The organism is Methylomonas montana (assembly GCF_030490285.1).
GTDB classification, from domain to species: Bacteria; Pseudomonadota; Gammaproteobacteria; order Methylococcales; family Methylomonadaceae; genus Methylomonas; species Methylomonas montana.
This window is the reverse complement of the sequence record NZ_CP129884.1, coordinates 1080024-1103460: the sequence shown is the minus strand read 5'-3', so window position 1 is coordinate 1103460 and position 23437 is coordinate 1080024. Positions and strand designations below refer to the sequence as shown.

Here is a 23437-nt window from a genome sequence, read left to right as displayed (position 1 = left end):
CCCTATCGAGAGAACGCATGAAAATTCTGGTGCTCAACGCCGGCAGCTCTTCGGTTAAATACCGCTTGTTCGATATGTCCGACCGCGCGGTATTGGTTGCCGGTCTCATCGAACGTATCGGCGAAGAATCGCCCCACCATCATTACCGGCTAGGCCGTGCCGACCCCATCGATGTCAAAATCGCCGGCCATAATCACCAACAAGCCTTGCAGGCGCTGTTCGAGACCTTGTCGGCTTGCGCGATGCTGAACGACCCGTCCGAATTGGCTTGTATCGGTCATCGGGTGGTGCATGGCGGCGAATATTTTCGCGAACCGGCCTTGATCGATGCACAGGTTATCCAGCATATTACCGAGGTGATTCCACTAGCGCCGCTGCATAACCCGGCTCATCTGTTGGGTATCCAGGAAGCGATCCGGCAAATGGAAAATATTCCGCAAGTGGCGGTATTCGATACCGCGTTTCATCAAACCTTACCGGATTATGCCTATCGCTATCCTCTGCCCGCCCATCTATATACCGAACATGGGGTAAGACGTTACGGCTTCCACGGCACCTCGCACCGTTATGTCGCCGAGCAAGCCGCGCAATGTCTCGGCAAACCCTTGTCGGAAACCAATCTGATCACGCTGCATCTGGGCAATGGCGCCAGTGTCGCGGCCATCAAAAACGGCGAGAGTATCGATACTTCGATGGGTATGACACCCTTGGAAGGCCTGATGATGGGTAGCCGCTGCGGCGACATCGACCCGGCGATTCATTTTTATCTAAGCCGCGCGCTGAATCTGTCCAACGAGGCCATCGAAGCCTTGTTGAATAAAGATAGCGGTTGCAAAGGCATTTGCGGCGAGAACGATATGCGCACCATTCACCGCATGGCTGAGGCCGGCGACGATCATGCTCGGCTGGCATTGGCGATGTATGCGTATCGGATCAAGAAATATATCGGCGCGTATTTTGCGGTGCTGGGCCGCGTCGATGCACTGGTATTCACCGGCGGCATCGGCGAAAACGATGCCTGGCTACGCCAGCAATGCTGCGCCGACATGGCACTCTTCGGCATAGCCATCGACGAGCAGAAAAACTTAAATCCCACCCACCCCTGCGGTAATATCGGTAGAGACGACTCCCGGTTAGCGATCCTGGTCATCGCTACCGACGAGGAACTGGAAATAGCCATACAGGCCATGGAATGTCTGAGAAACCGGAATCACAGCAGCCGCTGAACAAAACACCACTCTACATAAATCGTGATGAGTCGATGCCGCATTTTGCGGCAGTAAAAGAGGATGCGACAATATTGCATTCGCAATTGTTATAATATAACATCTGAAAATATCGACTCAGCCCTTTCGAAATAGATGAAAAAAACCACTGCACTGCTTTTAATGCTGCCGTCCCCGATTCTTCTCGCCGAAGAACCGCCTATTCAGGCCCTTGAAGAAATCATCGTCACCGCGCCATTGCAAGATAGAAAATCGGATAGCCCGGTGCCCGTGACGGTGTTGAGCGACGATGAGCTGCGCATGAAAACCGGCCACAGCATCGGCGACACCTTGAAAAACGAACTAGGCATCAGCAGCCAATCCTTCGGACCCGGCGTCGGTACCCCGGTGATCCGCGGCCAGGCCGGCCCCAGGGTCCGCGTGCTAAGCAACGGCATCGGCGGCAATGATGTCTCGGCGATCAGTCCCGACCACGCCACCAGCGTCGAACCGTTGCTCGCCGAGCGCATCGAAGTGTTGCGTGGCCCGGCCACACTGCTCTACGGCAGCGGCGCGATGGGCGGCGTGGTCAATGTCATCGACAACCGTATCCCCGGCCGCCAGTTCGACAAGCTGGTAGGCGCCGCGCTCGAACAACGCTTCGATTCCAGCTCCGACGAAACCAGCACCACGATGAAAGTCGAGGGCGGCCAGGGCAATATTGCATATCACCTGGACGGCTTCTACCGGCATCGCAACAACTTGGACATTGGCGGCAGCGGCATAGACACCGCCAAGGTAGCCATCACCGACCCGAGCTTGGAAATCGTCGACAACCCAAAAGGCTATCTGAACAACACCGGCGCCGAAGCCATCAGCGGTTCGGCCGGCCTGTCCTGGATCGGCGCACCCGGTTTTGCCGGCGTATCAATCAATAATCTGAACAACAATTACGCCATCGCGCCGGATGGCACCGGCGACGAAACCGTGCGCGTCGCCATGCGCCAAAACAAATACGATTTTAAAAGCGAGTTGAACAACCCGTTTAAATTTGCCAAAAGCCTGCGGACCAGGCTCGGTTACACCGATTATGAACATACCGAAATCGCCAACGGCGAACCCGGCGCCTTTTACACCAACAAATCCTACGAAGGCCGTATCGAGCTGGCGCATCAAGACATCGGTCCGCTGCGCGGCGTGGTGGGATTTCAAGCCCAGAACAGCGACTTCAATGCCACCGAGAAACTCAGCGGCGACAGCATCGTGCCGCGTTCGGACATCAGCAGCTACGGCGTTTTCGCCGTCGAATCCTTCGATGTCGGTGCGGTGACTTATCAACTGGGCACCCGTGTCGAGCAAACCGATATTCGCCCGAACGGTTTCGCCAATCTCAGTTATACCCCAGTCAGCGCCTCCGCCTCCGCCGTGTGGAAACTGGATAATCGCAATAGTCTGAATCTAGCGGTCACCCGTTCGTCGCGGGCACCGCAGGTTCAAGAACTACTCTCCGACGGTTACCACGACGCCACCCGTAGCTACGATAAAGGCGATCTCGGTTTAAAAGAAGAAACCTCTTACAACCTGGACTTAGGCTACCGTTTAAAAACCGACTGGTTGCGCGCGGAATTCGACTTATTCCATAACTGGGCCAGCGATTATATCTTCCAACAACGCAACGGCGAATTCGTCGACCAAGACGGCAATCCTTGCGTGGCTGACTGCGTGCCGCTAGTCACCAGCGGCCAAGGCGACGCTATTTTCAAAGGCTATGAAGCCAAGCTGATCGTACCGATGATGGAAAATGATGAAGGCTTGCTAGACTTGACTTTATTCAGCGATTACACCCGCGGCGAGTTCGTCACCGGCAGCGACGTACCGCGCATGCCGCCGCTGCGTTACGGCCTGCAACTGGATTACGCCAAAGATAAATTATCGACCTATCTTCGCTTCACCCGCGCCGAATCGCAGCCGCATGCCGGCGATTTCGAATCATCCACCGCCGGCTATTTCTTGCTCAATGTCGGCGCTAACTATCAAATCAAGGCCTATAAAGACGCCAAGCTGATGCTCTTCGCCAAAGGCAACAATTTGCTGGATCAAAACATCCGCAACTCAACATCGTACTTGCGAAATTTTGCGCCGGAAGCCGGACGCGGCGCGGAACTGGGGTTTAGGATTGCGTATTGATGCTTTAATAATTCGCATCGCTAACGCGATACTGGTTTTAATGCCCGGCACAATCTGATCATACCAAGCCATAGCAAATGCTATGCTCAGTCCATGCCCAAACCCACGACTCCCAATAAAATCCCAGTCATCGTCCTCACTGGCTTCCTCGGCAGCGGCAAAACCACTTTATTAAACCAACTGCTCGCCGACAAGCCCAAAACTGCCGTCGTCATCAACGAATTCGGCAGCACTCCTATCGACCAGGATTTACTGCAACAAACCGGCATGCCATTGACAACGCTGGCCGGCGGTTGTCTGTGTTGTCAAATCAAAGGCACGCTGGCACCGACTTTAAAAAATCTGTGGATGGCCTGGAACCAGGCCAAAGACAAACCATTCGAACGAATGATCATCGAGGCCAGCGGCGTCGCCAGCCCCGAACCGATTCTGGACACGCTGCTGCGTGAGCGTTGGTTGGCCGGCCGTTATCGTTTGCAAAGCGTGATCACCACACTTGCAATACCCTCGGCCATCGAACAGCTGGATAATTTCGCGGAAGCCCGCGCTCAGGTCGCTTGGGCGGATGCCCTGCTGCTGACTCATGCCGATCTGGCCGATGCTGAACAGCAAGCTGCGCTGGATGAATACTTGCGGCTCATCGCGCCAGCCACGCCAAGACAACTGGCCATGCCGGGCGCCTATCGCGCGGACACTTTGCTCGCACAAGCCAGCCCGTTTACGCGTCGACTGCCCAACGCTAACCCTCTCCCGGCGCATGGTTTCCAAAGCCTCTCGTTACATTTGCAGCAAGCGCTGCCTTGGCCGCAACTGCAAGCGATCCTGCAGGATCTGTTGGCGCGCCATCCGACCGACTTGCTGCGCATCAAAGGCGTGGTCTATCTGTCGAAACAGACCGAACCGGTAGTCATACAAGCCGCCGCCAATCGGCTCTACCCTGCTACCGCGTTGCCGTCCCGCCCCGCCGACGACAGGCGCGGCAGGCTGGTGTTCATCGCCAATGGCGACATCGAAAGACTGGCCGAGGAAATAAGGCAAGCCTTCGGTGCCAGCATCGCGAGTAATGCCATCAAATTGCATGATTAGCCTGACCGTAAAGTCCCGGCGCCGCGCTTGCCGGTGTACCGTGTCACCCTGCGACCGGACCATAGTTATTTAGGAGCCCAGAAACCAGCGGCCTTCGATACCGAACAAACTCCGCCAAAACCCAGTAAACGTATGGGTTTTGTATTACCATAGCTCACGGCGAATTTATAAACTCAGGTGGGAGGCGGAATATGCAAGGCGACAAACAAGTCATAACGCATTTAAACGAATTACTGGCCGGTGAGCTAACGGCTATCGACCAATATTTCATCCATTCCCGGATGTATGAGAACTGGGGCTTGAGCAAATTATACGAGCGTATCGGTCACGAAATGCAGGATGAAACCAACCATGCCGATGCGTTGATCAAACGGATTTTATTTCTGGAAGGCACACCGGATTTATCCAAACGCGAGCCGCTGGCCGTGGGGGCCACGGTGCCGGAAATGCTGAAAAACGATTTAGCGGTCGAATACAAGGTGGTTGCCGATTTGCGCAAAGTGATTGTCTATTGCGAAAGCGTCCGCGATTTCCAAACCAGGGAAATACTGGAAGTGATGCTGGACGACACCGAGGAAGATCACGCCCACTGGCTGGAAAAACAATTGGGCCTGATTAACCTAATCGGCTTGGAAAATTATCTGCAATCGCAAATCTAGGGGCTAGAACCCGCCGCCTATCGATTCGACCTATTTCAGTAAATCCATATAGTGAATGAAATGTGGTCGATAATGCGCTATTTCTGCCATCTTAAGCTATAACTCCACTGGCTTGCGAATCGAAAAGGCCGGATAATTCCGGCCTTTTTTACGCTTGCTGGATTTCCATGGAATTCAAACTCAAAACCACCGACAAACACGCCCGGCGCGGCCAACTGACTTTTGCGCGCGGCGTGGTGGAAACGCCCATCTTCATGCCGGTCGGCACCTATGGCGCGGTCAAATCGCTGACACCGGAAGACTTGCACCAACTGGGCGCGCAAATCATCCTCGGCAATACCTTTCATCTAATGCTGCGGCCCGGCATGGAGGTGATGAAAGCGCACGGCGATCTGCACGATTTCATGCGCTGGCAAAAACCGATATTGACCGACTCAGGCGGCTTTCAGGTATTCAGCTTGGGCGCGTTGCGAAAAATCAGCGAACAAGGGGTGACGTTTAAATCGCCGGTCAACGGCAGCAAGATTTTCATGGGTCCGGAAGAATCGATGCAGGTACAGCGCGATTTAGGCTCGGACATCGTGATGATCTTCGACGAATGCACGCCCTACCCGGCGACTTATCAACAAGCCGCCGACTCCATGCGTCTGTCGCTACGCTGGGCGCAACGCAGCATGGCCGCGCATGCCGATAATCCGGCCGCGCTGTTCGGCATCGTCCAAGGCGGCATGTATCCGCAATTGCGAGACGAATCGATTGCCGGCCTGACCGCCATCGGTTTCGACGGTTACGCGATCGGCGGTCTGTCGGTCGGCGAGCCCAAGCATGAAATGCTGGCGACACTGGATGCGATTCACCACAAAATGCCGGTGGATAAACCGCGTTACCTGATGGGGGTCGGCACCCCGGAAGACTTGGTGGAAGGCGTGCGGCGCGGCATCGATATGTTCGATTGCGTGATGCCGACCCGTAACGCCCGCAACGGCCATTTATTTACCCGTCATGGCGTGATTAAAATCAGAAACAACCAATATCAGCTCGACACCCGCCCGTTAGACGAGGATTGCAGCTGTTACACCTGCCGCAATTATTCCCGGTCTTATTTAAAGCATCTGGACAAATGCAAGGAAATGCTGGGTTCCAGGCTGAATACCATCCACAATCTGCATTATTACCTGGAGCTGATGCAAGGGTTGCGCGACGCGATAGAGTCGCATACCTTGGACGAATTCGTCGCGGCGTTTTACGAACAGCGCGGCATTTACGCACCGGCTTAAACCATCTTCGTCGCGGGCGACGCCTTATCGCCCGCGCAGCATCTCCAATGCCAGTTCCGCCATGTTCGCCGAGCCGCCGCCGTTACCGAGCTGGCGTTTGACTGTCCCCAGTTGTTCGAGACAGTTTTGCCGATAGTCCGCATCGGACAACAAACGAGTCACTTCCTCCGCCAGATTATCGGCGGTCAGTTGTTCCTGGATCAGTTCCCTGACGATGGCTTTGCCGGCGATGATATTGGGCAAACCGATGAACGGTATCTTCACCAGCCGCTTGCCCAACCAATAACTGAACGCGGCCAGCCGGTAAACGATCACCATCGGCACCCCCAGCAACGCGATTTCCAGCGAAGCGGTGCCGGAGGTGGTCATCACCGCGTCGCAGCATTGAATCGCATCGTAAGGTTGGTTCTTGACCAGCTTGATTTTGACGGCTGCCCGTTGCAGATGTTCCGCCAGCTCGGCGTCGCCGACCGAATCGGCCTGCGGCAATATGAATTGTAATTCGGGCCTGCGTTCGGCCAGCTTAACGGCGGCGTCCAGCATCACCGGCAACATGCGTTTGATTTCGTTAGCCCGGCTGCCGGGCAAAATGCCGACCACCGGCCGCGCCGGATCCAAGTCAAACAACTCGAAATCTTCTGCCTTAGTGCGTTGTGGATGAACTTTATCGACGGAAGGATGGCCGACGTAGCGCACCGGCACCTTTTCGGCTTCGTAATATTGAGTCTCGAACGGAAATATCACTGCCATCATATCGATGGCCTTGCCGTACGTCACCACCCTGCCCGGCCGCCAGGCCCAGACTTGCGGGCTGACGTAAAACAATACCTTCACGCCTTGGCTTTTAGCGAAACGCGCCAGTTTTAGGTTGAATTCCTTGTAATCGACGCAAACCAGCAAATCCGGCTTTTCGGTGACGACGATTAGTTTCATCAAATGTAGTGCCCGGCGGATTTCGCCGTAATGCTTGAGGATTTCCACCAGACCGATTACGCCGATGCCGGCCGAATCGTAACGCACGTCGATACCGGCCTGACGCATTTTGGCGCCGCCCATGCCGATGCCGCGAACCGTCGGGCAGCGCTGTTTCAGTTCCAGAAACATATTGGCGGCGTGTTGCTCGCCGGAGGATTCGCCGGCACTGAACAGCACCGTGTAGGCTGGTTGATTGGTCATTTGAGAGTTACTGGTGGGCTGCGCTTTGCTTAGCCCACCCTAGATTTTTTGGTTTACGCTTGGAAAACGTTGCGAATCACGCCGACAATTTGCTTAACAGTATCGTCGCTCAGATTCGAACAGATCGGCAGCGAAAAACAACGCGCAGCTACCGATTCGGTAGCCGGCAAGGACAGGCCGGCACATTCGGCCTTAAACACGTTTTGTTGATGCAGCGGTACCGGGTAGTACACCGCGCAAGCGATTTGCTGGTCTTGCAGGGCTTTCATCACCTCGTCGCGGCGGTCGGACAATAAGGTGTACTGATGATAGACATGCTCGCCGACACCGTCTTCGTAAGGCGTCGTCAGCGGCAAGTCCGCCATTAGGTCGGAATATAAATGTGCGGCGTGACGACGGGCAGAATTGTATTGATCGATGCGCTTGAGCTTGGCGCGCAACACCACGGCCTGCAATTCGTCCAGCCGGCTGTTGTAGCCCACCACATCGTGGTAATAACGCACGTCCGAGCCGTGATTGCGATACTGTTTGATCTTGGCGGCGGTCTCGTCGGAATCGGTGGTTACCAAACCACCGTCGCCGAAGCAGCCCAGGTTTTTGCTGGGAAAAAAACTGAAGCCGGCGGCGTTGCCAAAACTGCCGGTTTGCTTGTTGTACACAGTCGCACCAAATGATTGCGCGCAGTCTTCGATCAATTTCAAACCGTGTTTTTCGCAAATGGCCTTGATCGCCGGCAAATCGGCGGGCTGGCCGAACAAATGCACCGGCATCACCGCTTTGGTCTTGGCGGTAATGGCTTTTTCGATGTTTTCCGGCGTGATATTGAAGGTGTTCGGATCGATGTCGACAAACACCGGCGTGGCGCCGACATATTTGATCGCTTCGGCGGTGGCGATGAAGGTGAACGCGCTGGTTATAACCTCGTCACCGGCGCCAATGCCCTCGGCCAACAGCGCCAGATGCAGCGCATCGGTACCCGAGGCGCAGCCGATGGCATGCTTGACCCCCAAATAGTCGGCAGCTTCTTTTTCGAAGGCCTGTACGTTCGGCCCCAGGATGAAGGCGCAATTGTTGAGGGTTTCGGAAAAACCGCTGACGATTTCATCTTGAATTTCCGCATATTGCGCTTGCAGATTGACCATGGGGATCATAGCGGGGCCCTATCGTTGGTGTAAAAAGTGAGTAATTTCTATCGCGGTAGCCAGAGCCTTGCGGCCGGCTTCGCCGGGAACCAGCGGATTTTCGCCTGTCTTGATGCAATTGACAAAATGTTTGATCTCATCGAGTAAGGCATCGCCGCTTTCGAATACCGATTCCTCGGTGACAATTTCCGGAATGCCGGGGAACATTTCCTTCTCGCCGGTCTTGTGCTTGATCAGCACCCGATTTTGAAAATCGACGGAAATATAGGAACAGGGCCGGAACATCCGCATCTTGCGTTCCATCTTCATACTGATCCGGCTGGCGGTGACATTGGCGACGCAGCCGTTTTTAAAGGTGATGCGGGCATTGGCGATATCGGTACCCTGAGTCAATACCGCGGTGCCGCTGGCGTCGATTTTTTCGATTTCGGAATCGACCAGAGCCAGGATGATGTCGATGTCATGAATCATCAAATCCAGCACCACGCTGACATCGTTGGCGCGCGGATTGAACGGCGACAAGCGGTGCGACTCGATGAACAAGGGTTTGTCTTCCAGTTTCTCCAGCCCGCGCACCGCCGGATTGAAGCGTTCCAGATGACCGACCTGCAAAATCACGTTCTTTTCCTTGGCAATCGCGATCAGATCGTCCGCTTCCTCGACGGTGACGGTAATCGGCTTTTCCACCAATACATGGGTGCCGGCATTTAAAAAATCCTTGGACACCTTGTGGTGATAAATCGTCGGCACCACGATACTGACCGCATCGACCTGGCCCAGCAGAGATTGGTAATCGGTCAAGGCCTGAGTGCCATGTTTTTCGGCGACTTGTAGGGCGGCCTCGGCATTGATGTCGACCACAGCCACCAGTTCACAGTCTTTTAACGACGCATATTTTTCCGCATGAAATTTCCCCAAATATCCGGCGCCGATGACGGCACATTTCAGTTTACTCATAAACGACCTAACGTTGATTCGCGGTTCCCGGCACTCAACAGCATTGTACCGGGCATAAAAACTGCTCATTGTAACATTAGATTCATGGTTGAATAAGCTGCGCCCCCATTCGAATGCAGATCAATAGCGAACCAGTCGGTTGGTGGGTAGACGATTGAATACCGGAAGATCGTAAAAAATCATTTCCGCCGCTGGCCGTTGGCGCGGGCGGCGGCCACACTCAACGCTTCAGCGTTGATAGGTCGACACTGAAATACTGTCGATACGATTCAGGCAGGCTCGCCTATTCCGTGTCGAGTTTTATCCAACGCAGACGGTTGGCATTGCTGACCACCGTTACCGAAGACATCGCCATCGCCGCGCCGGCTATCATCGGATTCAACAATATCCCGAATAGAGGGTACAGCAGGCCGGCCGCCACCGGAATGCCGACGGTGTTGTAGAAAAACGCACCCAACAGATTTTGCTTAATATTGCTGATCGTCAATTTCGACAGCGCCATCGCTTCCGGCACTTTCATCAAAGAACCTTGCAGCAACACGATATCGGCGCTTTCAATCGCCACGTCGGTACCGGTGCCGATCGCAAAACCGACATCGGCTTGCGCCAGGGCCGGCGCATCGTTAATGCCGTCGCCGACCATGCCGACCACTTCGCCCTGTTGTTGCAGGGCCTTGACCACGGCGGCTTTGTCTTGCGGCAACACTTGCGCGCGCACTTCTTCGATACCGGCTTGCCCGGCTATCGCCCGCGCGGTGATGTCGTTGTCGCCGGTCACCATCAGCACCCGGATGCCGCGCTGGCGCAGTTGGCGTACCGCCAAGGCCGAGTCGGGCTTGATCGGATCGGCGACCGAGACGATACCGACCACCTGGTTTTCGATCGCCAAAAACATCGGTGTTTGGCCTTTCGCCGATAATTCGGCCATTTTGTCGCGATGACCACTATCGTCGATACCGTGTTCCGCCAGCAATGCGGCGTTACCGAACAAGCATTGCCGATCGGCGATGCGGCCAACGATACCGTGACCAGCCACCGCCTGAAATTTTCTAACCTTGTCCAGCGTCAACTGTTTCTGCCCGGCGGCGGCCAGGATCGCGGCCGCAAGCGGATGCTCGGAACCGGATTCCAGACTGGCGGCATACTGCAACACGCGATCCACATCGTCATCGCCAAATGCGATCACCTCCGCCAGACTGGGCTTACCGGCCGTCACGGTGCCGGTCTTATCCAGAATCAGACAAGTCAGCTTACCGGCGCTCTGCAAGGCTTCGCCCTTGCGTATCAATATCCCCATTTGTGCAGCGCGGCCGACCGCAACCATCACCGAAATCGGCGTCGCCAACCCCAACGCGCACGGGCAGGCAATCACCAGCACCGTCATCGAGGTCACGAAGGCGTAACCAAAAGCGGGATCGGGGCCGAAAATCCACCAAACCAAAAATGTCAATATCGAAATACCAACGACCGTCGGCACAAATACCGCGGAAATCTTGTCGGCCAAGCGGGCGATGGCCGGCTTGCTGTTCTGGGCTTGCCGCACGCTTTGAATGATCTGCGCCAAGGCGGTATCGCGGCCGATACGGGTCGCGCTGAATAGAAAACTGCCTTGTTGGTTGATCGTGCCGGCGGCAACACTGGCGCCCGCCGCTTTTTCCACCGGCATGGCTTCGCCGGTCAGCATCGATTCGTCGACATTGGAATGGCCTTCCAACACCAAACCGTCGACGGGAATTTTTTCGCCGGGCCTGACCCGCAGAGTTTCGCTGAGACCGACTTGTTCGATGGGAATATCGATTTCCTGGCCGTCGCGCACGACTCTAGCGGTACGCGGTTGCAAACCGATCAACGCGCGGATCGCCGCTGAAGTTTTGCCGCGCGCCCTGGTTTCCAGCGCGCCACCCAGATTAATAAAGGCCAAAATCACCGCCGAGGCTTCAAAGTAAGCATGCGCGGACAGCGGCGGCAGTTGGCTGGAATAATCGATGACGATGCAGGAATAGAACCAGGCCGAGCCGGTACCCAACGCTATCAGGGTGTCCATATTGGCCTGTTTTAGGAGCAGCAATTTCAGCGCGCTGTGGAAAAAGTGCCCGCCGGAATAATACAGCACCGCCAAGGTCAACAAGGCCACATCAGACCAAAACGCGGTACCGGCGGAACTGCCTATCGCCGGAAACCAATCCAGATGAGCACCCAGCATCAAAGGCAAGCCAAGGCCGCCGGCTACCGCCGCTTTACGGATCAAGTCCCGGTAACGTTCTTCCTCTTGTTTTTCCTCTTCGCTCGGGTCTTCCAACCCCTCCATGACGGCACCATCATAACCGGCCTGCTTTAACGCCTGCTTCATGGCCTGATGGTCGGGATTGCCAGTCACCGTTGCGGAATGATCCGCGAAGTTGACCGCGACCGACGCGACGCCCGGCACCGCCTGCAAAGCCACTTCCACCGCACTGACGCAACCGGCGCAGCGCATGCCGAGTATGGAAAGGCGAATTTCCGGAGACTGACTGGTAACTTGTTCTGCATTCATCGTTGAATTTCCGAGCGCTGATGCCGATCTTCGGCCGGACTCGGCCAGCCGAAACAGGCGGAGATTATTCGACGCTAAAACCGGCGTCGGTGATCACGTCTTCGATTTCGTCGAGATCGGTTTGGGCAGGGTCGAATTCGACATCGACCCGCTTATCCTGATGGGAAGCCTTCACCGCCACCACGCCGGCAATCGCCGATACCTTGCCGACGATAGTATTTTCGCAACCGCCGCATTTCATGCCGTTGACAGTTAAAGATGCTGATTCAGACATATTGATCTCCTTATGATTCAAATTAAGACTGGCCGGCCGTCATCTCGACTTAAACTCTTTGTACATGGTATAAGGCGCGACCAATTCGCATGATAGTGCAATGATCGGGAGCCCGTAAATAAATGACAGATTTTCTGATGGGCGGACAGCAAATCTTGGACCGCTATCTGGATACATTGCCCTATTGAATTATCGCGGCAACGCCGGGGAAGCGTTACAATTCCACATCGCCTATGAGCGCTGGTAGCCTGGTCTGACGACCTTTCGCGGCATGGCCTCCCGAACGTAGCGCCAATATCCATCCGGAAAGGATAGACTGGTGAGCCACCCGGATATACCCTTTTCTGGCTGCTTAACATTTACCCGACACATCCCTTATGAAATTTAGACTGACTTTATTCTGGCTAGCTTGCCTATTTGCCGCCCCACTGTACGCAACGGAACTTGGCCGAGTAACGGCCGAACAGTTGTTAAGCATGCAGCAAAACGGCAATGCTTTAGTCATCGACATCCGCACCGAGCCGGAGTGGCAGTCGACCGGCGTAATTCCCGACAGCCAAAAGCTGCAATCCTTTGATAGCAACGGCCGCTTCGACCAGGAAAAATGGGTGACCGACCTGGAAAAGCTGAAATCTTCACCGGACCAAGCGGTGATCTTGGTGTGCCGTTCCGGCAACCGCAGCACCAAGATAGGCCAAATCCTGACCGAGCAACTGGGCATGAAAAACGTCTATCATTTATCCAATGGCATCCAATCGTGGATCAAAGAAGGCCATCCGGTTAAAACCGATTGCTTGACCACCGCCTGTAAATAACATGTCTTTAAACACACTCAGCAACCAAACCATCGCCTTGGCCGGCATCGCCCAAGCCTGCTCGCTGGTCCATCAACTGGCCACTACCGGCAATTGTCAGACCTCCGCGCTGGAAGCCAGCATCGCCAGCCTGCTAAAAATCGATTCCGATAGCGTTATCGATATCTACGGCGGCTTAAGCGGCATAGAGCACGGCCTGCAACAGCTTGACACGCAATTGGGCAGCCGCGTACTGGCCAGTCACGAGCAAGCCCGTTACGCGGCGCAGCTGGTCTATCTGCAAAAACAGCTGGTCTCGAAAGCGGATATGCAAAAGACTATCCAAATCGGCATGACCAGAGCCCAGTCCCAAGCCGAACATTTCGGCGTGCTGCATGAGAATGTGCTAGCCAATCTTGCAGACGTTTACCACAGCACCATCAGCACCTTGCAACCGCGCATCATGGTGCAAGGCGACCAGCAATACCTCGGTAATCAGGGCACCGTCAATAAAATTCGCGCCTTGTTGTTGGCGGGCATTCGCGCGGCTTTGTTATGGCGACAATGTGGCGGCAGCCGTTGGAAGCTATTGTTCGCACGTCAAAAAATCCGCGCCGAAGCCAAGTTTTTACTGACCCAAGTCTAATACCGCCCCATGCCGGAATTACCCGAGGTTGAAACCAGCCGGCGCGGCATCACGCCACATATTGAGGGCAAAATCTTCAAGACCGTGATCGTGCGCCAGGCCCGCTTGCGCTGGCCAGTGCCCGAGTCGCTGGCGCTGGATTTGCCCGGCCTACGCCTGGACAGCATCGAAAGGCGCGGCAAATATCTGCTGCTTGCCACCGCCAAAGGCACCCTCATCCTGCATTTGGGCATGTCCGGCAATTTACGAATCACCGCGCCAGAGCAAGCGGCCGGCAAACACGATCATATCGACTTCGTCTTTGCCGACGACACGGTCTTGCGATTGAACGATCAGCGTAAGTTCGGCGCAGTGTTATGGTGCGATACCGATGTCAAAGCCCATCCCTTGCTGGTGAACCTGGGTCCGGAACCGCTATCGGCGGAATTCGATGCCAACTACTTATGCCAGCGTGCCGCCGGCCGCGCCGTGCCGATCAAATCCCTGATTATGGACAGCCATATCGTAGTCGGCGTGGGTAATATTTACGCTAGCGAAGCCTTATTTTTAGCGAGCGTACAGCCGACCCGGCCTGCCGGCCAGCTAGACGCGGAAGAATGCCGACAGTTGGTAGAAGCCATCAAAACCGTGCTGCAACAAGCCATAGAACAAGGCGGCACCACCTTGCGCGACTTTACCAACGCGGACGGTAAACCAGGCTATTTCAAACAATCGCTGCGGGTTTACGGCCGAGGCGGCCAGCCCTGTCTGAGCTGCGCGGAACCGATCCAGCATCTCAAGATAGGTCAACGCGCCAGCTATTATTGCGGTAACTGCCAGCGCTAAACAATTTACTTAGCGTTGCCAATCGAACACTGCAGTCAGCAGATTGCCGCGGCCTTGATAGACCACACGGGTGCAACCAGGATTACCTGGACGCCACCGATTGAATAAAATTCCGACAACGGCGCTTGCTTTATAATTGCTATTTCCAATAGAACTTTAACCGCCATGGCTATATTATTTTTTTCATTACGCGGCGTACCCGCCGACGAAGCCGACGATGTCCGTCAATTATTGGCCAACCATGATATTGATTTCTATGAAACTTCCGCCGGCAACTGGGGCATTTCCATGCCAGCCATTTGGCTATACCAACCCGCAGACTTAGAGAAAGCGCAAGGCTTATTTGATGAATATCAGCTACAACGCGCGGCCAACCAGCGCGCGCTGTATCTGCAATTAAAAGCCCACGGCCAAACGGCCGGCTTTTTGCGCCATAACCTAAACAAACCCGGACGATTTTTCGGCTACAGCCTGATTATCTGTCTAATCGTCTACGTTTCGCTAAAATGGCTATTTGAATTGGGGCTTTAGCGCCTGGTTAATTGGACGTTAATATGGTCAACATCTTTTGCGCATGTTCGGCTACTTCTATACCCAAATCAGTCAGATAGCCGCCGTCGTGCTGGGTGATCAAACCCTTGTCGAACAGGCGCTGGGCCGCGTTGATCAAATGGGGGTCGGCATTACCGTGCACCTTGACACCTTCTTGCGCAGATTCAAGATTAAATAAGGATAAAAATTTAATTTCCGCGACTAATTCGTCGGTTAAAAGCATGTGTCACACCTTTTGTAAAAATGATTAATCTTCGCTGACCGTCGCGGTCAGCCAACTGTATACGCGCTTTACCAGCAACTCGTAATCTTGTTGATAGCCATGATCCTCGCCATCCATTCTTATCTGCCGATAGACCGGATTGTCCTTGCCGGCCATGCGCCGCTGCCGGGCACTATCGATTACCGCCGGTAAATCGAACTCGGCATACACATCCAAAAAAGGCATTTGCACTTTTTTAATCAAATCGAGACTTTGCGCCTGGCTGGCCGTGGTTTGCGGCACCGGCAAACTAATCGACACCAGCGCCATCACATCGTTGGGTTTTTCGCTAAGCCGATAAGCCGCCATCAAGGCGCCCATACCGTAGCCGACAATCGAGATATGCTTCGCGCCGTTTTTCAGCAGATAATCGACCGCCGCATCGATACGCTCGCGGGCTTCATCGAACAGCGGATAATAATCGTCCCGGTTCGCGCCGCTTTCCCTGATCGGCATCTGCAAAGCCAAACTGGCCCAATTGTGTAGCGGCAACGTCGTTCTCAAGCGATGTATCAAGGGTTTGGCATCGGGATGCTCGCCCATATCGTGCAGTATGATCACCACATTACTGTTATCGGTCTTTTCCGTTTCGGTGTATAGCCCCAAAAACGTCTGACCTGCCGCCTGCAACCAGAGCGCCTGCCCCATCGTCAGCTGTTGCTGTATCTCCACCGCGTAATTCTGTTCACGGCCATTATCGCTGGCATAGCCAACGGAAACCGCTCCCAGCAATACCGCCAGTACCACAGCCCTACGCATCGCCAGCTCTAGCCGTTACTATAAAAGCCGCTAAAGGTATAGCGCTCATGCACATGACGCAGCAGCACCATGATGACCGAGGCCACCGGCAACGCCAGTAATACGCCTAAAAATCCGAACAAGCGGCCGCCGGCCAATACCGCAAACATCACCGCCACCGGGTGTAATCCGATCTTGTTGCCCACCAACCAGGGTGTCAGCACCATGCCTTCTATACTCTGTCCAACCGCAAACACGATCAATACCGGTAGCAAATGCACCGCATCCTGAAATTGCAGCAGGGCCGACATGCTGGCAAAAATAACCCCAGTAATGACGCCCATATATGGCACGAAACTGACCAAGCCGGCCATCATGCCGATCACCAAAGCCAGCTCCAGATCGACCATCCACAAGCCGACGCTATAAATCACACCCTGCGCTAACATCACGTAAAACTGGCCGCGCATGAACGCACCCAAGACATCGTCGGCCTCGCCCGCCAACTTGGCGACGGTGCCGGCAAAGCGACGCGGAAACAGATCGTGAATTTGCGCCATCAATTTGTCCCAATCGCGCAGCAAATAAAAGGTGATCACCGGGATCAGCACCAGATTCATCGCCCAACCGATAATCACCGCGCCGGAATGCGAGACCGATGCAATCAGGTTTTCGGCAGCACCGCCACCGTCTTGCCAATGGCCTTTGATCAAGTTAATCAACTGCTCTTCGCGCAAAGGCCGAATACTGCGCCCCAAATATTTTTGCAGAACCGGAATCACCGATTTGTTAATCCAGTTCAAATAAGACGGCAGTTTGTCGATGAACTCGCCGATCTGATATTCCAGTGCCGGAATAATCACGATCAGCAACGCGGCAATCGAGAAAATAATGCCGGAAAACACCACCATCACCGCCAGCGTCCGGTTCAGACGCCAACCGCGAAATTGCACGGTTTCCAGCCTATCCACCACAGGATCGCCAAGATACGCAAGAATCGCCGCGAAGGCAAAAGGCATCAGCACCGGCGCCAATAGATAAATCACGCAACCGAAGGCAACGACAAAGGCCAACACAAACCATTTTTGCGAATCGTTCATCTCTACCATTTTGGCGTCCTCTCTATGGCTGCGCTTGCTTACGGGCTTTCAAAACTTCCAGGATGATCGGCAGGATGGAAATCGCCACGATGCCTAAAATCACTAACTCAAAGTTTTGCTTGACCACCGGGATATTGCCGAAGAAATAACCGGCGAACACACAGATCAACACCCAGGCGACGCCGCCGACGATGTTATACAAAATGAAATAACTATAAGGCATCCGGCCTATACCGGCCACGAACGGTGCAAAGGTGCGCACGATCGGCACGAAGCGCGCCAGCACGATGGTTTTGCCGCCGTAAGTATCGTAAAACGCTTGAGCGCGATCGAGATGTTCACGATTAACCCAGCTCAGCGTATATGCGCGCTGGCCAATGCTACGGCCTATCCAATAGTTGACGGTATCGCCCAATATCGCCGCGAAAGCCAGCACGCCGAGCAATATCGGCAGATTGAACGCGTCCATCGCCAGAAAAGCGCCGGCGGCAAACAATAAAGAATCGCCCGGCAGAAACGGCATCACCACGAAGCCGGTCTCGATAAAAATGACCATAAACAAAATCGCGTAAGTCAGCGTACCGTACTCGCTGATGATATTGGCCAAATGTTTATCGATATGCAGCAGGATGTCGATCAGATAGTGCAGCCAGTCCATGTTTTACTCTTTACGTTAAATAAATACGGTCAATATAGCCGCCGCCGATGACAGCTTGACGCTAGATTATCGAAAAATAAGCAGCTACCGCCGCGCTGATCAATCCCAGCAACACCGCCAGCAACCACAGCCAGATTTTGGCCGGTTTACCGGTTTTTTCTTGATAGGCAACGCCCTCTATTCGGGTATTGACAGCTTTCAACTTGCCGCCGGTATCACGGGCAATTTCATAAAACATCACGTCGCCGCGCACCGGTCGCCGCGCCATGCCTGTCAGCGAGGAGATATGCACAAAAATATCCTTATCGCCATTGTCGGGCTGGATAAAACCGAAGCCTCTGTCGTCTTTCCAGGTTTTTAAAACACCTCTTTGGATGGTGGTATCCGCCATCTTTTCACCTCTTATTATTCTTGACCGTTATTGGTCTGAAACGCCTGACGCACGCAAATAGGCCCTTGATCAAACCCCCATTCCCCACCGGTTCGCCAGCCAATAAATGTTGCAGAATGATGCTGTCGAATTTGACGCTGTCCAGCGCATAATACCAGACCCCATCCGGCTGCACGCAAAGCAAGGGGCCGGATCTTCGCCGGCACAGGCGCAGCGCGAACCGGTGCACACCAATACATATAGCGTTGGGGTCCTGCATGCTCAGCATTAAGAGGGGTGTCAGGCGCGAAATCTGTTGCGGTAGGATAGCCATGCCTCGACGATAGCGAGGCATGGCGTCCATGTTCAGAAAACAGACTAACAAAATCGGCTAGCGGCATAAGCGCCTTATAACCAATTTCGTTAAAGACAAGACGACGTTTCCACTGCCCAGCAAAAACGCCGTTTTCAACTAGATTTTCTTATCAATCAAAACTTTGTCGTCGATCACCAGCTTGGAGACACCGCCCAGCGACAAATGCAGTGTGCAAGACGCGGTTTTGAAATTGGAATCCTTTTCGCCTATCCATTCCATCGTCACATAAGTGGCTTTATCGGTATCGGTCTTGGAAGGGAAATACACCTGGGTACCGGTTTTATTTTCGATCAATTTCGGGCATTTTTGGTTGGCCATTTCCTGCATGGCTACCAAGGTACGGATTTGGGCTGCAGCCTCTTTTTCCTCGTTGCTCTGATCCTTGCTCACACCAACCAATATAAAACCGGCTACAAACACCCCCACGACAGCGATCATCAATTTCTGTGTTTCACCCATTGTTGCTCTCCTCTGTTTTGTAGTTATTTTTTCGGCGAATCCGAAGTGTCACGCTTCGGATTCTATGCGAAATGACCGGTATCGGCAATGAGCCAGGCAAATGCCTTATTGCGGATCGACTTGAGCGATCCAATCGCCCAGATTGTAGTAATTGGTGATGCGCGCCACTTTGCCGTCGCGAATGTCGAAAAACGCACCGGCAGGCAGGCGATAAGTCTGGCCATTGGCTTCCGGCAAGCCTTCGTCAGTGTTCAGGTATTCTCCCAACACCACAAACTCAGCGGCGCCACGGGTACCATCTTCGTTGGCCATGATCACCATATCCACCAATTGTTCTTTGTAGTGATGATTCATTTTTTTCATGAACTCGGCAAATGCCGCCTTACCTTGCTCGCGGCCACCCTGATTGATGTCATGCACTACATCGTCAGTCAACAGACTCAGGAAGGTATCCATATCACCGTTGTTGAATGCTTGGTAGTATTGCTCGATAAGTTTTTTTGCCTGTTGCATAGTAACCTTGTTGCCTAGGAATAAAAAGGCGGCAATTTTGCCAGAAGCCCGGTTTTTTTTCAGCTTAAAATTCAACACCCTGCTCGGCCTTGATGCCTGCAGCATAAGCATGTTTGATTTTAACCATCTCGGTGACGGTATCGGCGGCTTCGATGACTTCCGGCGCCGCATTGCGGCCGGTCAACACCAGATGCAGCCAGGTCGGTTTGTCGTTTTTGATGAAATCGGCGATTTCCTGACCGCTGATCCAACCATAGCCGCAGCAATAATTGATTTCGTCCAGTATTACCAGATCGAATGCTTCCGAAAGTATTTTTTGTTTGCTGAACTCCCAAATTTCCCGACTGGTTTTAATATCCTGTTCCGGATTCTTGGTATCCCAGGTAAAACCGTCACCCAAGGCATGCCATTCGATTTCCTCGAAACGCGTTGCGGCCCGTTGCTCGCCGGTTTGCCACTGACCTTTGATGAACTGGATCACACACACTTTCATGCCCCAGCCGGCGGCACGAAACACCATGCCAAAGGCACTGGAGGATTTGCCCTTGCCTTCGCCAGTGTGCACTAGCACCACACCTTGTCTTCTGTCTCTACTTTTCATTGCCTATTATTCCTGGCGACCCGTCCGCGACTATGTAATGGGGCTATTGTAACAATTAAGCACTGATAGGAACTTTAACGCCTAAAAAGTAGCGCCTAACTGGTGGGATGGCGGGAAATAATGTGATGCTTGATCGCCCCAAACACTCCTCCAAACTTGGAACTAATATGCCAGGAGGTATTATTGGGATTGATGCAATGTTACTTACGTAACAAGTTCATCACTTTAACGGTCAGAATGGATGCCGCCAGCAAGAATGTCACCGCATTGGCCGCGACGATAGCGACATTCGCTAGATAAATGCCATAGATCAACCAAAACAACACACCCATGGTAAACATGCTGTACATACCCAGCGACAAGGAACTGGTGTCACGGGTTTTAACGGTCATAATCGCTTGCGGCAGAAACGAAGCAGTAGTTAAGGTTGCCGCCAGGTAACCGATTAAATCGGGAATCAAATTCATCGAGATCAAACTTTTAAATGCTGCCAGCCGAAATAAGCCATGGCAATCAACAGTAATTGTACAAATGCCAGCAACCAGAAATAGCCGACGAACATCATGATTTTAACCGGCTTTTCGACAGGTTTATTAAAGCTCAGCCACCAACCGCCTAAGCCTGAAATAGCCGCGACAAGCAGCAAACCGATGACAGCGATACTCATCGCAATCAGCGCGGCGGCGGGGCTAGCACCTCGCGAGAACCGTTGGTTTCCGGCATGCTGACCACACCGGCGTTTTCCATGTCCTCGATAATGCGCGCCGCACGGTTATAACCGATTTTAAAGCGGCGTTGCACGCTGGAAATAGAGGCTTTGCGCGACTCGGTCACGAAAGCCACCGCTTCGTCGTACAGCGCGTCGGACTCGCTGTCTTCGCTATCCAAACCGGCAACTTCGCCACTGTCGGTGCGTTCCTGAGTGATTTCGTCCAAATAATTGGTCGGACCGGTTTTTTTCAAGAACTCAACCACCCGATGCACTTCGTGATCGTCTACAAATGCACCATGCGCGCGTAGCGGAATACTGGTGCCGGACGGCAGGAACAACATATCGCCGTTACCCAGCAAGGCTTCGGCACCGCCTTGGTCGATAATGGTCCGGGAATCGATCCGCGACGATACCTGGAAGGAAATTCGGGTCGGCACGTTGGCCTTGATCAATCCGGTCAACACGTCCACGGAAGGCCGTTGGGTCGCCAGTACCAAATGAATGCCGGCCGCGCGGGCTTTTTGCGCCAAACGGGCGATCAGTTCTTCGACTTTCTTACCGACCACCATCATCATATCGGCCAACTCGTCGATGACGATGACAATGCTGGGCAAGGTATCCAGCAGCGGATAATCGTCCAGGGCCACCGGCGTTTCCGGCCGGAATAAAGGATCGCGGATCGGCTGACCGGCCACTTCGGCTTCCTTGACCGCATGGTTATAACCGGCCAGGTTGCGCACTCCGACTTTGGACATCAATTTATAGCGGCGCTCCATTTCCGCCACCGCCCAACGCAAGGCGTTTTGTGCGTCTTTCATATCGGTGACGACCGGCGTCAGCAAATGCGGAATGCCTTCGTACACCGACAATTCCAGCATTTTCGGGTCGATCATGATCATCCGCACGTCTTCCGGCTTGGATTTGTACAGCAAGCTCAGAATCATCGTGTTAATCGCCACCGACTTACCGGAACCGGTAGTACCGGCCACCAGCGCATGCGGCATTTTGCCCAGATCGGCCACCACCGGCGTACCGGAAATATCCTTGCCCATCGCGATGCTGAGTTTGGATTTGGCGCGTTCGAATTCGTCCGACACCAACAAATCGCGTAGCGAAACCATTTCCCGTTCCTGGTTAGGAATCTCCAGACCAATCACCGATTTGCCTTCGATAATTTCGACGATCCGCACACTGGTCACCGACAAGCCGCGCGCCAAATCTTTTGCCAAGCTGCTGATCCGGCTGACTTTTACGCCGGCCGCCAAACGCAATTCGAAACGGGTAATCACCGGCCCCGGCAAAACCGCTTCCACTTCGGCGGCGATACCGTAATCCTGCAATACCTCCTCTACCTGGCGGGAAATCTCTTCCAGCTCGGTTTTGGAATAGCGCTTGACCTTGATATCGCGCTTATCCAGTAAAGACAAAGGCGGCAAGGCATTTAAATAAGCGCTGGCGTCCAGGTCATCCAAGGGTTTGCTGTCTTTTCTGCGCAAGGGTCTCACCACTGCGGAAGCCGAAGGCTGAGCGGTTTCCAACACTTGAATCTGCGGCTTTTTAACCCGGTCTTCGGTTTTCGCTTCGGGTTGATTGCGCGTTTTTTTGGCTTCTTTAGCCGATTCAGGACGTGATGATTTTTCCGCGCGGTAGCGCTCTGGCGCTGCAACCGCTTGCCGGCCCACGACCGAACAAGCCGTCATCGCGCATTTACCGATCAAGGTCATCACCATCAGCCAGGATAAACCGGTGAATAAGGTGACGCCGGTCATAAAAATCGCCAGCAACAGCAAGGTGGAGCCGGAGTTGCCTAACAGATGCACCAAGGCGTCGCCGATTTCCCGGCCCAGAATACCGCCCGGACTCTCCGGCAAATCCATTTTGGTGCGCAGAAAATGCAGATGCATGAACAAAATCGCCGAGCCGGAAATCATCGTCGAGACGAAACCAAGCGAACGAGTCGCCACCAACCACTGGCTGCCCTGCTGCTGATTCGAACCTTGGTAAAGCATGTAGCCATACCAAAAAATCATGATCGGGATCAGATAAGCCATCAAACCCAGGAAGCTCAGCACGAAATCCGCCAGCCAGGCACCGAACAAACCGCAGGCATTGCTGATGGATTGATAGGATGTGCTGTGACTCCAGCCCGGATCATTGGAATTAAATGTGACTAAGGCAATTAAAAAAAACAGCGCACAACTCGAAAGTCCGAGTAATGCGATTTCGCGATAGCCTCGCGCGGCTCTCTCTTCCACAACAGCAACCATAGTTGTCGGCTCACAATAAAAGCGTCACAAAACATGATTATAGATGATGTAAATCGATTTAACATTAG

25 protein-coding genes are annotated in these 23437 nt (G+C 53.8%); 9 read left to right on the top strand and 16 right to left on the bottom strand.

Annotated elements, in window-relative coordinates:
* The first annotated feature begins 17 nt into the window (after positions 1–17).
* The 5 genes from QZJ86_RS05325 to tgt all read left to right on the top strand — a co-directional run bounded on the left by QZJ86_RS05325 (position 18) and on the right by tgt (position 6414).
* On the top strand, positions 18–1226 hold the full coding sequence (locus QZJ86_RS05325) for an acetate/propionate family kinase (RefSeq protein ID WP_301937056.1): 1209 nt from the start codon (positions 18–20) through the stop codon (positions 1224–1226).
* A 135-nt stretch (positions 1227–1361) separates the two neighbouring features.
* Positions 1362–3392, top strand: coding sequence for a TonB-dependent receptor (locus QZJ86_RS05320; RefSeq protein ID WP_301937055.1), 2031 nt, complete (start codon positions 1362–1364; stop codon positions 3390–3392).
* Between the two features lie 93 nt (positions 3393–3485).
* On the top strand, positions 3486–4478 hold the full coding sequence (locus QZJ86_RS05315; protein ID WP_301937054.1) for a CobW family GTP-binding protein: 993 nt from the start codon (positions 3486–3488) through the stop codon (positions 4476–4478).
* 191 nt (positions 4479–4669) lie between these two features.
* Positions 4670–5137 carry a bacterioferritin gene (bfr, locus tag QZJ86_RS05310; RefSeq protein ID WP_301937052.1) on the top strand — a complete coding sequence of 156 codons (468 nt, stop codon included), beginning with the start codon at positions 4670–4672 and terminating at the stop codon, positions 5135–5137.
* Positions 5138–5304: 167 nt separating this feature from the next.
* Positions 5305–6414 (top strand): tRNA guanosine(34) transglycosylase Tgt, encoded by a 1110-nt coding sequence (tgt, locus tag QZJ86_RS05305; protein WP_301937051.1) that lies wholly within the window; start codon positions 5305–5307, stop codon positions 6412–6414.
* 24 nt (positions 6415–6438) lie between these two features.
* Here tgt and lpxB read toward each other — a convergent pair whose 3' ends face one another.
* From lpxB to QZJ86_RS05280, 5 genes are all read right to left on the bottom strand, one after another.
* Entirely contained in the window at positions 6439–7590 is a 1152-nt protein-coding gene (gene lpxB, locus QZJ86_RS05300) for a lipid-A-disaccharide synthase (protein WP_301937049.1), read from the bottom strand.
* A 53-nt stretch (positions 7591–7643) separates the two neighbouring features.
* Positions 7644–8741 (bottom strand): DegT/DnrJ/EryC1/StrS family aminotransferase, encoded by a 1098-nt coding sequence (locus tag QZJ86_RS05295; protein ID WP_301937047.1) that lies wholly within the window; start codon positions 8739–8741, stop codon positions 7644–7646.
* A gap of 9 nt (positions 8742–8750) precedes the next feature.
* Positions 8751–9689, bottom strand: a complete 939-nt coding sequence (locus tag QZJ86_RS05290; protein ID WP_301937046.1) for a Gfo/Idh/MocA family protein — start codon at positions 9687–9689, stop codon at positions 8751–8753.
* 283 nt (positions 9690–9972) lie between these two features.
* On the bottom strand, positions 9973–12222 hold the full coding sequence (locus QZJ86_RS05285) for a heavy metal translocating P-type ATPase (protein ID WP_301937045.1): 2250 nt from the start codon (positions 12220–12222) through the stop codon (positions 9973–9975).
* 64 nt (positions 12223–12286) lie between these two features.
* On the bottom strand, positions 12287–12496 hold the full coding sequence (locus QZJ86_RS05280; RefSeq protein WP_301937044.1) for a heavy-metal-associated domain-containing protein: 210 nt from the start codon (positions 12494–12496) through the stop codon (positions 12287–12289).
* A gap of 377 nt (positions 12497–12873) precedes the next feature.
* Between QZJ86_RS05280 and QZJ86_RS05275 the strand changes: the two genes are divergently transcribed.
* The 4 genes from QZJ86_RS05275 (at position 12874) to QZJ86_RS05260 (ending at position 15292) form a co-directional block, all read left to right on the top strand.
* Positions 12874–13311 carry a rhodanese-like domain-containing protein gene (locus QZJ86_RS05275; RefSeq protein ID WP_301937043.1) on the top strand — a complete coding sequence of 146 codons (438 nt, stop codon included), beginning with the start codon at positions 12874–12876 and terminating at the stop codon, positions 13309–13311.
* A gap of 1 nt (position 13312) precedes the next feature.
* Positions 13313–13936, top strand: a complete 624-nt coding sequence (gene hflD, locus QZJ86_RS05270; RefSeq protein WP_301937042.1) for a high frequency lysogenization protein HflD — start codon at positions 13313–13315, stop codon at positions 13934–13936.
* A gap of 9 nt (positions 13937–13945) precedes the next feature.
* The gene (gene mutM, locus QZJ86_RS05265) at positions 13946–14761 is read left to right on the top strand and encodes a bifunctional DNA-formamidopyrimidine glycosylase/DNA-(apurinic or apyrimidinic site) lyase (protein WP_301937040.1); all 816 of its coding nucleotides are present in this window, start codon (positions 13946–13948) and stop codon (positions 14759–14761) included.
* 165 nt (positions 14762–14926) lie between these two features.
* On the top strand, positions 14927–15292 hold the full coding sequence (locus tag QZJ86_RS05260) for a DUF6164 family protein (protein WP_301937039.1): 366 nt from the start codon (positions 14927–14929) through the stop codon (positions 15290–15292).
* 7 nt (positions 15293–15299) lie between these two features.
* Here the strand turns inward: QZJ86_RS05260 and QZJ86_RS05255 are convergent, their stop codons facing one another.
* The 11 genes from QZJ86_RS05255 to QZJ86_RS05205 form a co-directional block, all read right to left on the bottom strand.
* A complete protein-coding gene (locus QZJ86_RS05255; RefSeq protein ID WP_301937036.1) occupies positions 15300–15536 on the bottom strand; it encodes a TIGR02647 family protein in 237 nt (78 codons plus the stop codon).
* 24 nt (positions 15537–15560) lie between these two features.
* Complete coding sequence (locus QZJ86_RS05250; RefSeq protein WP_301937035.1) at positions 15561–16334, bottom strand: DUF3530 family protein; 774 nt, start codon at positions 16332–16334, stop codon at positions 15561–15563.
* Between the two features lie 8 nt (positions 16335–16342).
* A complete protein-coding gene (locus QZJ86_RS05245; protein WP_301937033.1) occupies positions 16343–17422 on the bottom strand; it encodes an AI-2E family transporter in 1080 nt (359 codons plus the stop codon).
* A 13-nt stretch (positions 17423–17435) separates the two neighbouring features.
* Positions 17436–18071, bottom strand: a complete 636-nt coding sequence (locus QZJ86_RS05240; protein ID WP_301937031.1) for a DedA family protein — start codon at positions 18069–18071, stop codon at positions 17436–17438.
* Between the two features lie 61 nt (positions 18072–18132).
* Positions 18133–18462: a cold shock domain-containing protein gene (locus tag QZJ86_RS05235; protein ID WP_301937029.1), complete on the bottom strand. Its 330-nt coding sequence runs from the start codon at positions 18460–18462 to the stop codon at positions 18133–18135.
* 451 nt (positions 18463–18913) lie between these two features.
* Positions 18914–19276, bottom strand: a complete 363-nt coding sequence (locus tag QZJ86_RS05230; protein WP_301937027.1) for a hypothetical protein — start codon at positions 19274–19276, stop codon at positions 18914–18916.
* 105 nt (positions 19277–19381) lie between these two features.
* The gene (locus tag QZJ86_RS05225; RefSeq protein WP_301937026.1) at positions 19382–19789 is read right to left on the bottom strand and encodes a ketosteroid isomerase-related protein; all 408 of its coding nucleotides are present in this window, start codon (positions 19787–19789) and stop codon (positions 19382–19384) included.
* Between the two features lie 64 nt (positions 19790–19853).
* Entirely contained in the window at positions 19854–20390 is a 537-nt protein-coding gene (cobO, locus tag QZJ86_RS05220) for a cob(I)yrinic acid a,c-diamide adenosyltransferase (RefSeq protein ID WP_301937024.1), read from the bottom strand.
* A gap of 200 nt (positions 20391–20590) precedes the next feature.
* On the bottom strand, positions 20591–20857 hold the full coding sequence (locus tag QZJ86_RS05215) for a SemiSWEET transporter (protein WP_301937022.1): 267 nt from the start codon (positions 20855–20857) through the stop codon (positions 20591–20593).
* Positions 20858–20862: 5 nt separating this feature from the next.
* Positions 20863–21057, bottom strand: a complete 195-nt coding sequence (locus QZJ86_RS05210; RefSeq protein WP_301937021.1) for a hypothetical protein — start codon at positions 21055–21057, stop codon at positions 20863–20865.
* A 5-nt stretch (positions 21058–21062) separates the two neighbouring features.
* Positions 21063–23369 carry a DNA translocase FtsK gene (locus QZJ86_RS05205; RefSeq protein ID WP_301937019.1) on the bottom strand — a complete coding sequence of 769 codons (2307 nt, stop codon included), beginning with the start codon at positions 23367–23369 and terminating at the stop codon, positions 21063–21065.
* Between the last annotated feature and the right edge of the window lie 68 nt (positions 23370–23437).